The 12859-nt window shown below is 74.9% G+C and carries 9 protein-coding genes; 6 read left to right on the forward strand and 3 right to left on the reverse strand.

Annotated features, from left to right (window positions below; all coding sequences use genetic code 11):
- The 3 genes from BMZ50_RS22225 to meaB all read left to right on the forward strand — a co-directional run.
- On the forward strand, positions 1-854 hold an 854-nt coding region (locus tag BMZ50_RS22225), incomplete at its 5' end, for a methylmalonyl-CoA mutase family protein (RefSeq protein ID WP_245753809.1).
- Positions 851-3058, forward strand: coding sequence for a methylmalonyl-CoA mutase (gene scpA, locus BMZ50_RS22230; protein WP_091329628.1), 2208 nt, complete (start codon positions 851-853; stop codon positions 3056-3058). The genes BMZ50_RS22225 and scpA, both read left to right, overlap by 4 nt.
- Positions 3058-4095 carry a methylmalonyl Co-A mutase-associated GTPase MeaB gene (gene meaB, locus BMZ50_RS22235; RefSeq protein WP_091329630.1) on the forward strand — a complete coding sequence of 346 codons (1038 nt, stop codon included), beginning with the start codon at positions 3058-3060 and terminating at the stop codon, positions 4093-4095. Before scpA ends, meaB begins: the two co-directional genes overlap by 1 nt.
- Before the next feature lie 63 nt (positions 4096-4158).
- Here meaB and BMZ50_RS22240 read toward each other — a convergent pair whose 3' ends face one another.
- Complete coding sequence (locus BMZ50_RS22240; RefSeq protein WP_091329632.1) at positions 4159-4647, reverse strand: gamma-glutamylcyclotransferase family protein; 489 nt, start codon at positions 4645-4647, stop codon at positions 4159-4161.
- 115 nt (positions 4648-4762) lie between these two features.
- Here BMZ50_RS22240 and BMZ50_RS22245 point away from each other — a divergent pair, with 115 nt between their 5' ends.
- The 3 genes from BMZ50_RS22245 to BMZ50_RS22255 all read left to right on the forward strand — a co-directional run bounded on the left by BMZ50_RS22245 (position 4763) and on the right by BMZ50_RS22255 (position 10170).
- Positions 4763-6166 (forward strand): NAD(P)H-quinone dehydrogenase, encoded by a 1404-nt coding sequence (locus BMZ50_RS22245; protein WP_091329634.1) that lies wholly within the window; start codon positions 4763-4765, stop codon positions 6164-6166.
- Positions 6167-6283: 117 nt separating this feature from the next.
- Positions 6284-7987 carry a reprolysin-like metallopeptidase gene (locus BMZ50_RS25125; protein ID WP_143087255.1) on the forward strand — a complete coding sequence of 568 codons (1704 nt, stop codon included), beginning with the start codon at positions 6284-6286 and terminating at the stop codon, positions 7985-7987.
- A gap of 56 nt (positions 7988-8043) precedes the next feature.
- Entirely contained in the window at positions 8044-10170 is a 2127-nt protein-coding gene (locus BMZ50_RS22255; RefSeq protein WP_091329638.1) for a hypothetical protein, read from the forward strand.
- Positions 10171-10221: 51 nt separating this feature from the next.
- Here the strand turns inward: BMZ50_RS22255 and BMZ50_RS22260 are convergent, their stop codons facing one another.
- Together BMZ50_RS22260 and BMZ50_RS22265 are read right to left on the reverse strand one after the other, a co-directional pair.
- Positions 10222-11982: an acetyl/propionyl/methylcrotonyl-CoA carboxylase subunit alpha gene (locus BMZ50_RS22260; protein WP_091329640.1), complete on the reverse strand. Its 1761-nt coding sequence runs from the start codon at positions 11980-11982 to the stop codon at positions 10222-10224.
- Positions 11983-12050: 68 nt separating this feature from the next.
- Positions 12051-12779, reverse strand: coding sequence for a class I SAM-dependent methyltransferase (locus tag BMZ50_RS22265; protein ID WP_218146388.1), 729 nt, complete (start codon positions 12777-12779; stop codon positions 12051-12053).
- Positions 12780-12859 lie beyond the last annotated feature (80 nt).

Below are 12859 nucleotides of genomic sequence, written 5' to 3' on the forward strand. Positions count from 1 at the left end.
TGCGGACGACGATCGCCTGCTTCGCCGCCGGCGTGGGCGGCGCCGACGTGGTGACCGTGCAGCCGTTCGACGCCGCGCTCGGGCTGCCCGACGCCTTCTCCCGCCGGATCGCCCGCAACACCCAGAACCTGCTGGTGGAGGAGGGGTCGCTGGCCCGCGTCCTCGACCCGGCCGGCGGGTCCTGGTACGTCGAGTCGCTGACCGAGGAGCTCGCGCAGGCGGCGTGGTCCTGGTTCACCGAGATCGAGCGGGCCGGCGGGCTGGCCGCCGCGCTCGACTCCGGGCTCGTCCGCGACCGGATCGCCGCCGCGTGGGACGCCCGCGCGCAGCGGCTGGCGCACCGCGCCGACGCGATCACCGGCGTCAGCGAGTTCCCGAACCTGGCCGAGGTGCTGCCGCAGCGGCAGCCCGCGGCCGACGTCCTGCCCACCGGCGGTCTCCCGCGGGTCCGCGCCGCGCAGGAGTTCGAGGAGCTGCGCGACCGCGCCGAGGCGGCCGGCACTCGGCCGCGGGTCTACCTGGCCACGATCGGCCCGGTCGCCCGGCACACCGCGCGGGCGACCTTCGCCGGCAACCTGTTCCAGGCCGGCGGTCTCGAGACGCCGTCCGGGGACGGGGCCTCCGGGCTCGCCGGGACGGGGACGACGGTGGCCTGCATCTGCGGCACCGACAAGGACTACGCGGAGTCGGCCGCGGCGCTCGCCGCCGACCTGCGCGCGGCCGGTGCCACGCAGGTGTGGCTCGCCGGGAAGCCGTCCCTCGCGGTGGACGGCATCGACGGATACCTGTACGCCGGATGCGACGCGCTGGACGTCCTGCGCACGGTCCACGAGCAGTTGGGAGCCACGGCATGAGCGGGATCCCCGACTTCGGCGGTGTCGAGCTGGGTCGCCCGGCGGCACCGGCCTCGGTCGACGACTGGGCCAAGCGGTTCGAGGAGGCCACCGGGCGCAGCGTCGCCGAGGCGACCTGGGAGACCCCGGAGGGCATCGCCGTCCCGCCGCTGTTCACCCCGGCCGATCTAGACGGGCTGGACTTTCTCGGCACCTACCCGGGCATCGCGCCCTACCTGCGCGGGCCCTACCCGACGATGTACACCACCCAGCCGTGGACGGTCCGCCAGTACGCGGGCTTCTCCACCGCCGCGGAGTCCAACGCGTTCTACCGGCGCAACCTCGCCGCCGGTCAGAAGGGCCTGTCGGTCGCGTTCGACCTGGCCACGCACCGCGGCTACGACTCCGACCACCCGCGGGTGCGCGGGGACGTCGGCATGGCCGGCGTGGCGATCGACTCGATCCTGGACATGCGGCAGCTCTTCGACGGCATCCCGCTGGACCGGATGAGCGTCTCGATGACCATGAACGGCGCGGTGCTGCCGGTCCTGGCGCTCTACATCGTCGCCGCCGAGGAGCAGGGGGTGGCGCACGGTCAGCTGAGCGGCACCATCCAGAACGACATCCTCAAAGAGTTCATGGTGCGCAACACCTACATCTACCCGCCCAAGCCCTCGATGCAGATCATCAGCGACATCTTCGCGTTCACCTCGCAGGAGATGCCGCGGTTCAACTCCATCTCGATCTCCGGCTACCACATGCAGGAGGCCGGGGCGACCGCCGACCTGGAGCTGGCCTACACGCTGGCCGACGGGGTGGAGTACGTGCGGGCGGGGAAGGCCGCCGGCCTCGACGTCGATGCGTTCGCCCCGCGGCTGTCGTTCTTCTGGGCGATCGGCATGAACTTCTTCATGGAGGTCGCCAAGCTGCGGGCCGCCCGGCTGCTGTGGGCGAAGCTGATGAAGGAGGCCGGCGCGCGGAACGACAAGTCGCTGTCGCTGCGCACCCACTCGCAGACCTCGGGCTGGTCGCTGACCGCGCAGGACGTCTACAACAACGTCGTCCGCACCTGCCTGGAGGCGATGGCCGCCACCCAGGGGCACACCCAGTCCCTGCACACCAATGCCCTCGACGAGGCGCTGGCGCTGCCCACCGACTTCTCCGCCCGGATCGCCCGCAACACCCAACTGCTGCTGCAGCAGGAGTCCGGGACGACGCGGGTCATCGACCCGTGGGGCGGCTCGGCGTACGTCGAGAAGCTCACCTACGACCTGGCCCGCCGCGCGTGGGCGCACATCGAGGAGGTCGACGAGCACGGCGGCATGGCGCAGGCCATCGACGACGGCATCCCGAAGCTGCGCATCGAGGAGGCCGCGGCCCGCACCCAGGCGCGCATCGACTCCGGCCGGCAGCCGGTGATCGGCGTGAACAAGTACCGGGTCGACGCCGACGAGGCGATCGAGGTGCTCAAGGTCGACAACGCCCAGGTGCTGGCCGAGCAGACGGCCAAGCTCGAGGAGCTGCGGGCGTCACGGGACGCCGGTGCCGTGCGTGAGGCCCTGTCCCGGCTGACCGGCGCCGCCCGCGCCGCGGCCGAGGGACGGCGCGACTCCTCGCTGGACTCGAACCTGCTGAAGCTGGCCGTCGACGCGGCGCGGGCCAAGGCCACGGTCGGGGAGATCTCCGACGCGCTGGAGGAGGTCTGGGGGCGGCACGCCGGCCAGGTGCGCACCATCTCCGGTGTGTACCGCGAGGAGGCAGGAGCATCCGGGCCCGTGGAGGAGACCCGCCGGATGACCGAGGCGTTCGAGGAGGCCGAGGGCCGCCGTCCGCGGATCCTGGTCGCCAAGATGGGCCAGGACGGCCACGACCGCGGCCAGAAGGTGATCGCCACCGCCTTCGCCGACCTCGGTTTCGACGTCGACGTGGGCCCGCTGTTCCAGACGCCGGAGGAGGTCGCCCGGCAGGCGGTGGAGGCCGACGTGCACGTCGTCGGCGTCTCGTCGCTGGCCGCCGGCCACCTGACGCTGGTGCCGGCGCTGCGCGACGCGCTGGCCGAGCTCGGTGCCGAGGACGTGCTGATCGTCGTCGGCGGGGTCATCCCGCCCGACGACGTGCCGACCCTTCTCGACATGGGGGCAGCCGCGGTGTTCCCGCCGGGCACGGTCATCGCCGAGGCGGCGCAGGAGCTGCTGCGGACGCTGTCGCAGCGCCTGGGTCACTGATGGCCGGACGCGCGGTCGACGTCCCCGCGCTCGTCGAGGGGGTGCTGGCCGGCGACCGGCGGGTGATGGCGCGGGCCATCACCCTGGTTGAGTCCCGCCGGGCCGACCACCGGGAGAAGGCGCAGGAGCTGCTGGTCGAGCTGCTGCCGCACACCGGTGGCGCCCGGCGGGTGGGCATCAGCGGCGTCCCCGGCGTCGGCAAGTCCACCTTCGTCGACTCGCTCGGGGTGACCCTGACGGGGGCGGGGCACCGCGTGGCCGTCCTCGCGGTCGACCCGTCGTCGGCCCGGTCGGGCGGCTCGATCCTCGGCGACAAGACCCGGATGGCGCGGCTGGCGGTCGACCCGGAGGCGTTCATCCGGCCCTCGCCGACCTCCGGCACCCTCGGCGGGGTGGCCCAGGCGACCCGGCAGTCGATGGTCGTCGTCGAGGCGGCCGGCTACGACGTCGTCCTGGTCGAGACCGTCGGCGTCGGGCAGTCGGAGGTCACCGTCGCCGAGATGGTCGACTCCTTCCTGTTCCTCACCCTGGCCAGGACCGGCGACCAGCTGCAGGGGATCAAGCGGGGCATCCTCGAGATCGCCGACGTCATCGCCGTCAACAAGGCCGACGGGCCGGGAGCGGTCGACGCGCGCAAGGCCGCCCGCGAGCTGGCCGGCGCGATCCGGATGCTGCGGGGACATGTCGCGGGCGGCTGGGACGTGCCGGTGCTCACCTGCGCCGGGCTGACCGGCGAGGGCCTGGACACCGTCTGGGCCAAGCTGGTCGAGCACCAGGACCGGATGAAGGCCTCCGGCGAGTTCGACGAGCGGCGGCGGTCCCAGCAGGTGCGCTGGACCTGGCAGCTGGTGCACGACGGGCTCGAGCACCGGCTGCGCGCCCACCCCGGCGTGCGCGCCGCCGCGCCGGAGCTGGAGAAGGCGGTGCTGGCCGGCGAGCTGACCCCGGCGCTGGCCGCCCAGCAGCTGCTGGAGACGTTTCTGGCCGCGCCCGGCGATGTCTCCCGTGATCATGAAGTTCGGGAAGCGACACGCTGAGCGAGGTCGGCGTGTCAGTTCCCGAACTTCATTGATCGCGCCCTGCGCGTCGCCGGAGCAGAACTAGAGGCCGGTGGAGCGGCACTCCCGGGTGCGCAGCTCGGCGAGGTAGTCGTCGGGGGCCCCGGCCGACTCCGCCGCGTCGGCGAGCGCACCCAGGTAGCGCGCCGAGGGCAGCCCGCCCTCGAAGGCGTCGAGCACGTAGACGAAGGCCACCGCGTCGCCGGTGAGGGTGTGCACCCGCAGGTGCAGCTTGCGGTAGAGGTCGATGTCGCCGCCCTCCCAGGCGTCCAGGGCACGCTCGTCGGCCTCGGTGAGGTCGTAGAGGGCGACGAACACGCCGGGGGAGAGCGCCTCGGAGGGCGGGGCGTCCGGGGGCAGGGTGTCGTCCGGGACGAGGGTCGCCAGCGCGCCCTCCCAGCCCAGGTCCTCGCCGCCGAAGGTCAGCCGCCAGCCGCGGATCCAGCCCGTGCCCAGGTGCGGGGAGGAGGGACAGCGCCGGAGCATCTGTGCGGCGTCCATGTTCGACCCGTACGCGGCGTAGAGGCCCATCGCCCGCGAGCCTACGTCGGTGTGGCGCGGTCGACCCCCGGGGGATGGACGACGTCGGCGCCCGCAGCGGGGAGAATGGCTGCGCACGTGTCCGCCGAACACCGAGAAGGACCTCATGACCCGCATCGTCATCATCGGTGGTGGCCCCGCCGGCTACGAAGCCGCGCTCGTCGCCGCATCGCTCGGTGCGCAGGTCACCGTCATCGAGCGGGACGGCGTCGGGGGCGCCAGCGTGCTCACCGACTGCGTGCCGTCCAAGACGTTCATCGCCTCCGCGGGAGCCATGACTGCGGTCCGGGACTCCACCGCCCTCGGCGTCCAGGGGACCGAGCTGGCCACGGCCGGCCTCGACCTGGCCGCGGTGAACCACCGGGTCAAGGGCCTGGCCGTGGCCCAGTCGGCCGACATCAAGGCCCGGCTGCTGGCCGAGGGCGTCCGCGTGATCGCCGGCCAGGGGCGGCTCGCCGACGAGGTGCGCGGCCTGATCGAGCACCGCGTCGAGGTGATGGACGCCGACGGCACCGTCACCGAGATCCTCGAGACCGACGTGGTGCTGATCGCCACCGGGGCCGACCCGCGGGTGCTGCCCGGCGCCGAGCCCGACCACGAGCGGATCCTCGACTGGCGCGACGTCTACGAGCTCGAGGAGATGCCCGAGCACCTGATCGTCGTCGGCTCCGGCGTGACGGGGGCCGAGTTCGCCTCCGGCTACCTGGAGGCCGGCGTGCCGGTCACCCTCGTCTCCTCCCGCGACCGCGTCCTGCCGGGGGAGGACTCCGACGCCGCCGAGGTGCTCGAGGAGGTCTTCCAGTCCCGCGGCGGCCGCCTCGAGCGCGGCCGGGCGGCCGGCGTGCGGCGCAGCGAGAAGGGGGTCTCGGTCCAGCTCACCGACGGCCGCACCGTCGAGGGCTCGCACGCGCTGATGACCGTCGGCACGGTGCCCAACACCGCGGGGCTCAACCTGGAGCGCTGCGGGGTGCAGCTCCAGGAGTCCGGGCACGTCGTCGTCGACCGCGTCTCCCGCACGACCGTTCCCGGCATCTACGCCGCCGGCGACGTCACCGGCATCTTCCAGCTGGCCTCCGTGGCGGCGATGCAGGGCCGGATCGCGATGTGGCACGCCCTCGGCGAGGCGGTCACCCCCATCCGGCTGAAGACGGTCGCCGCGAACGTCTTCACCCATCCGGAGATCGCCACCGTCGGGCTGCAGGAGAAGTCGCTGCCCGACGGTGCGCCGATCGACGTCGTCCGGCTGCCGCTGGCCACGAACGCCCGCGCCAAGATGAGCGACCTGCGCGACGGCTTCGTGAAGCTCTTCGCCCGGCAGGCGACCGGCGTCGTCGTCGGCGGGGTCGTGGTCGCCCCGGGCGCGTCCGAGCTGATCCTGCCGATCGCGCTCGCGGTCACCAAGGGGCTCACCGTCTCCGACCTGGCGCACACCTTCGCGATCTACCCGTCGCTGTCGGGGTCGATCACCGAGGCCGGCCGCCGGATGATGGGCGCCGACGCCCTCGCCTGAGGCCGCCCGACCGGAACGACGGGGTCCACGGGAGGCCAGCGGCTCCTGCGACGCGTGTGACGAGGCGTTCCCTCCGCACGGTCCCCATCGGCGGCGGACCCGCCGATGGGGAAGGGGATGCGCTCCGCCCGGAATGTCCTCGGCCCCTGCCGCCGCCCGTTCCGGGCGCTGGCCGCCGTCGCGACCGCCGCGGCCGTCTGCCTGGCGCTGCCCCTCGCCGACGCGCGGGCCGACGAGCCCGGCGAGACCGTCGTCGGCGAGCTGGTGCAGGCCTGGCCCGAGGCCGGCCTGGAGGGGGAGTCCGCGCACGCCGGGACCGAGCACGCCGAGCAGCCGCTGACCTGGGTCGAGACCGAGGGCGGCGCGGCGGTGCACGTGCCCACCGGGGCGGTCGAGGACCTGCCGGTCGGGGCCACCGTGCAGGTCACCGTCGGGAACGCGCCGGCCGGCGAGGACGGCGCGGCGCCGGTGCACGAGGTGCTCGACGCCGCGCTGGTCGAGTCCGCCCCGGTGCCCCGGCCGGCCCGGAGCGCGCCGCTGACCAACGAGGTCACCGTGGCCCTCGTCGTGCCCGCCGGCGGTAGCCGGGACGGGACGACGCTGCCGGAGATGGTGGCCGCGGTCGACGGCCCGGTCGCGGAGTTCTGGGCGGAGCAGACCGACGGGGCGATCCGGGTCGGCGTCACCGCCGCCCACGACTGGCTGACCACCGACGCCGGGTGCACCGAACCCTCCGCCCTCTGGGAGGAGGTCGCCACCCGCGTCGGCTTCGTGCCCGCCCCCGGCCGGCACCTCGCCCTCTACGTCAGCAGCCTGCCGCGAGACCTCCCCGGCTGCTCGTACGCGCTGGGCCAGATCGGGGGGAGCCCGGCCGCGGGCGGTCGGCTGTACGTCCGCGAGGTCCTGCCCTCGGTGATCGCCCACGAGCTGGGCCACAACTTCGGCCTGGGCCACTCCTCGGGTCACCAGTGCGACGGGACCGTCGAGGCCGGGGCCTGCCGCACCGCGCCCTACCGCGACTACTACGACGTCATGGGCATCTCCTGGGGGCAGGTGGGCACCCTCAACGCTCCGCAGGCGGCCCTGCTGGGGACGCTCCCGGCCGCGGCGCAGCAGGCGGTGTCCGCACCCGGCACCACGACGGTCACCCTGGCCCCGCTCGCCGGCCGCGACGGCACGCGCGCGCTGCGGCTGACCGGTCCCGACGGGGCGACCTACTGGCTGGAGTACCGCTCCGCCGCCGGCCGCGACGGCTGGCTGGGCTCGCCGGCCAACCGGTACGGCCTGCAGGACGGCGTCCTGCTGCGGCGCACCGCCGGGCTCCCCGACACCGCGCTGCTGCTCGACGGCACGCCGACAGCGGCGGCCGGGTGGGACGCCGACCTGCAGGCCGCCCTCCCGGTGGGCGCGCCCGTCACGCTGGCCGGCGGGCAGGTCACCGTCACGGTGGACGCCGTCCTCCCCGCGGGCGCGACCGTCACGGTCACGACGACGGCCGCCGCCCCGGTGCCCGCTCCTCGCGGCGACGCGCAGCGCCCGGCCGTGCTCCCCGGTGCACCGACCGCACCGGCCGCGGGGCAGCCCGCCGCTCCCGGCCCGGCCGAGCCCCCGGTGGCCGCCCCGGCTCCGGACGCCGCGCCCACGCCCGATGCGGCGGTGCCGGCCACGCCCGCGCCCTCGGCGAGCCCGGTGGCCACCGTGGCCCGGACGTCGGCCACGGGGGCCTGGACCGTCCCGGCGCTGGGCGCGGCCGGTGTCGCGCTGGCCGGGGTGGCCTGGCAGACCGGCAGCCGCCGGCGGACGGCGGACACCGGGGCCTGAGCCGGCGCCGTCCCCCGAACGGGTCGGGGCCGTGAAGCACCCCGGCCCGGATGCCGATGACCCTGCAGACCCTCCTCGCCCTGGAGCTGCCCGTGCCCGTCGTCCCCCGCCCGTCGTCGCGGCTGCTCGCGCTCGCCGCGGCGGCCGCGGCCGTCCTGCCCGTGGTGGCCCCGACGGCGGCCTCGGCGGACCCCGGTGAGACGGTCGTCGGCGAGCTGGTGCAGGCCTGGGCCGAGCACCCGCAGCCGGCGTCGCACGGCGGCGGGGGGCTGCTCAGCTGGATCGCGGCCGGGAACGGCGACGCGGTGCGCGTCCCCACCGAGGACGTCGCGGGCATCGAGGCCGGGGCCACCGTCTCGGTGGTCGTCGGCGGCGAGGTGGCCGAGGCCTCCCCGGTCGCCGCGGACCTGGAGCCGGCCCGCGAGGTGCTGGCCGCCGGCGTGGTCGCGGACGCCCCCGCCGACCCGCCGGTGGCCCGGGCCGCGGCGGGCACCACCAACGCGGTCACCGTGGTCATGGTCGTGCCGGCCGGAGCGACCCCGGATGCGCGCACCCGGGCGGAGGTCGTGGCCGCCGTCGACGGACCGGTCGCCGCCTTCTGGGCCGAGCAGACCGGCGGGGCCGTCCAGCTGGGGGTGACCGCCTCCTTCGACTGGTTCCAGGCCTCCGCCGGCTGCGCCGACCCCTATGCGCTGTGGAACCAGGCCGCCGCCCACGCCGGCTGGGTGCGCGCGCCGCAGCGGCACCTGCTGCTCTACGTCCCCTCGGACGCCCCCGGCTGCGCCTCCGGGCTCGCCGAGATCGGCAGCTCGCTCACCTCCGGTGGGCGGCTCTACGTCCGGGAGGCCGCTCCCTCGGTGCTGGCCCACGAGCTGGGGCACAACTTCGGCCTGGGCCATGCCTCCCTGCTGCAGTGCGACGGCGCGGTCGACGCCGGTGCCTGCGGGGTGACCGGCTACGGCGACTGGTACGACGTCATGGGCATCTCGTGGCAGCAGCTGGGCTCGCTCAACGCCGCCCACGCCGCGCGCCTCGGGGTGCTGCCCGCGGGCACGGCCCCCACGGTGGCGGCCGGCGCGCCGCCGACCCAGGTCACGCTCGCGCCGGTCGGTGCCCGCACCGGGACCCGGGCGCTGCGGCTGACCGACCCGGCCGGCCGCACGTACTGGCTGGAGTACCGGACCGCCACCGGCCGGGACGGCTGGCTCGGGACGGCCGGCAACTGGCGCGGCCTGCAGAGCGGCGTCCAGCTGCGGCTGGCCGGGGACGGTGCCGACACCTCGCTGCTGCTAGACCCGACGCCGTCCGGTTCGGCGCAGTGGTCCGCCGACGGCGCGACGGCCTTCCCGGTGAACATCCCGGTGAGCTTCGCCGGAGGGGCCTTCACCGTCACCGTGCTCGAGGCCGGCGCGCAGGGGGCGCGGCTCGAGGTCCGGCCCGGGCAGGCGGTCGCCGCACCTCCCGCGGCCACCCAGGGCACCGGTGAGATCGGCGGGACCGGATTCGCCTACTTCCTCAACGACGCCTTCAGCGGCATCGCCAACTGGGTGTTCGCCTATGGCAGCCCGCTGGACAGCGTGTTCGTCGGCGACTGGGACGGCGACGGCGTCGACACGCTCGCGGTCCGCCGCGGCAACACCTTCCTCGTCCGCGACAGCAACACGACCGGGGCCGCCGACCGCACGTTCGCCTACGGGGATCCGGGGGACGCGGTGCTCGTCGGCGACTGGGACGGCGACGGGCGGGACACCCTCGCGGTGCGCCGGGGCAACCAGTACCTGGTCCGGAACTCGCTGACGACCGGCGTCGCGGACGGCAGCTTCTTCTACGGGGACCCCGGCGACGTGGTGCTCGTGGGGGACTGGGACGGCGACCGCGCCGACAGCCTGACCGTCCGCCGCGGTGCGCTCTGGTTCGTGAAGAACGGGCTGACCACCGGCGTCGCGGACACCACGTTCGGCTACGGCGATCCCGGCGACACCGTGCTGGTGGGGCGCTGGCGGGCGGGGCAGCGCGGCGACACCCTGGCGGTCCGCCGCGGGAACCTCTACCACCTGCGGTTCAGCCTGACCTCGGGCCCGGCCGACCAGGTGGTCGCCTACGGCGACGTCACCGACACCGCGTTCGCCGGGGACTGGAACGCCGACGGGGTGGACACCCTCGGCGTCCGCCGTCCGGGCTGAGCCCCGCGGGCACGGGCCGGCCGGCGCCGGACCCGTGCCCCCGCGCCGCGCCTACTCGGCGTCGGCGATGGTGCAGATCACCGCGCCGCTGGTGACGGTGCCGCCCACCTCGGCCGACAGCCCGGTGACCGTGCCGGCCTTGTGCGCGTTGAGCGGCTGCTCCATCTTCATCGCCTCGAGCACGACGACGAGGTCACCGGCCTCCACGGTGTCGCCGTCGGAGACGGCCACCTTGACGATCGTGCCCTGCATCGGCGAGGTCAGGGAGTCGCCCGAGGCGGCCGCCCCGCCGTGCCCGCCGCCCCGCTTGCGCGGCTTGGCCCCGCCCGGGGCGGCCGGCGCCCCGCCCCCGGCGGCCAGGCCGGCGGGGAGGGAGACCTCGAGCCGGCGCCCGCCGACCTCGACGACGACGGTCTGCCGCGGCTGCTGCTCCTCGGCCTCGGCCGGCGCCGCGTCGTAGGGCTGGACCTGGTTGTCCCACTCGGTCTCGATCCAGCGGGTGTGCACCGTGAACGGCTCGCTGGTGAACGCCTCGTCGCGGACGACGGCCCGGTGGAACGGGATGACCGTCGGCATGCCCTCCACCACCAGCTCGTCGAGGGCCCGCCGGGCGCGCTGGAGCGCCTCCTCGCGGGTGGCGCCGGTGACGATCAGCTTGGCCAGCATCGAGTCGAACGCGCCGGCGACCTCGCCGCCGGTCTCGACGCCGGAGTCCCAGCGCACGCCCGGGCCCTGCGGGATCTCCAGGCGGGTCACCGGGCCCGGGGCCGGCATGAAGTTGCGGCCGGCGTCCTCGGCGTTGATCCGGAACTCGATGCTGTGCCCGCGCGGGGCCGGGTCCTCGGTGATCTCCAGCGGCAGGCCCTCGGCGATGCGGAACTGCTGGCGCACCAGGTCGATGCCCGACGTCTCCTCCGAAACCGGGTGCTCCACCTGCAGGCGGGTGTTGACCTCGAGGAAGGAGATCGAGCCGTCGACGCCCACGAGGTACTCGACCGTGCCGGCGCCGTGGTAGCCGGCCTCCCGGCAGATCGCCTTGGCCGACTCGTGGATGCGGGCCCGCTGCTCGTCGGTGAGGAACGGCGCGGGCGCCTCCTCGACCAGCTTCTGGTTGCGTCGCTGCAGCGAGCAGTCGCGGGTGCCGACGACGATCACGTTGCCGTGGATGTCGGCCAGCACCTGGGCCTCGACGTGCCGGGGCTTGTCCAGGAACCGTTCGACGAAGCACTCGCCGCGGCCGAAGGCGGAGACCGCCTCGCGGACGGCGGAGTCGAACAGTTCGGGGATCTCCTCCTTGGTGCGGGCCACCTTGAGCCCGCGCCCGCCGCCGCCGAAGGCCGCCTTGATGGCGACCGGGAGACCGTGCTCCTCGGCGAAGGCGATCACCTCGTCGGCGCCGCCGACCGGGTCCTTGGTGCCGGGCACGAGGGGTGCGCCGGCCTGCATGGCGATGTGGCGGGCCTGGACCTTGTCGCCGAGGGCGAGGATCGCCTCGGGGGAGGGGCCGATCCAGGTGAGCCCGGCGTCGATGACCGCCTGGGCGAAGTCGGCGTTCTCCGACAGGAAGCCGTAGCCCGGGTGGATCGCGTCGGCACCGGACTGCTTGGCGGCGTCGAGGATCTTGTCGATGACCAGGTAGGAGTCACCGGGGGTCGTGCCCCCCAGGGCGAAGGCCTCGTCCGCGACCCGGACGTGCAGCGCGTCGCGGTCGGGTTCGGCGTAGACGGCGACGCTGGTCAGGCCCGCGTCCTTGCACGCGCGGGCGACGCGGACCGCGATCTCGCCGCGGTTGGCGATGAGGACCTTCTGCACCGGTGTACTCCCTCTCGACTGGACCGTTCGGACTGTAGCCAGGGGGGCGGCAGCCGATGCACGAGAGGTCAGGTTCTGCTCACCACGTACCGGAACCCCACCCAGTTGGGACCGGGGCTGGTGTCCGGGTCGACCCGCTCGACGCGCAGGCCGGCGTGGGTCAGCGCGGGGAGCAGGGTCTCCATCGGGATGGCGTGCATCTGCATGGCCGCGCCGAACCGCCGGCGCAGGTAGGCGTGGATCAGCGGCCGCGGCACCACGCGGTACAGCCGGCCGACGAGGGTGTCCGACGGCCGCGACGGAACGGTGAGGACGGCGACCCCGCCGGGGCGGAGCACCCGGGCGAACTCCGCGACGTAGCCCAGCGCCAGCGTCGGCGGCATGTGCTGGAGCACGATCGTCGTGTACACGAGGTCGAAGCTGGCGTCGGGGAAGACCTGCAGGTCCGGCCGCTCGTTGAGGACGAACCGGCAGCCGGACCGGGTGGTGAGGCGCTGCGCCTCCGCGACCATCGACGGGGCGATGTCCACCCCGGTCACCGTCGCGAAGTGGTCGGCCAGCGCCCGGGTCAGCCGGCCCACGCCGCAGCCGAAGTCCAGGGCGGCGTCGCGGGCCGGGGGCGGCCGGACGAGGGAGTCCAGCAGCCGCATCACCTCGGCGATCTCCCGGCGGCCGGTCGCGAAGAACTCCTCGGGATCCCAGCGCCCACCGGCCCGCTCGGGGTCGGTCAGCACCGCCCACATCGGGTCGGTCCGGCCGAAGGTGTTCCACGCGTCGCGGAGATCGCGGACGTCCACGCGCGGACCCTAGTGAGCATCCCGGTGCGGGCGGGGGCCGGAACGCACCGGCGGGCCGGCGGACCACTCGCCGCCGGCCC

This window comes from Geodermatophilus ruber (assembly GCF_900114385.1).
GTDB lineage: Bacteria > Actinomycetota > Actinomycetes > Mycobacteriales > Geodermatophilaceae > Geodermatophilus > Geodermatophilus ruber.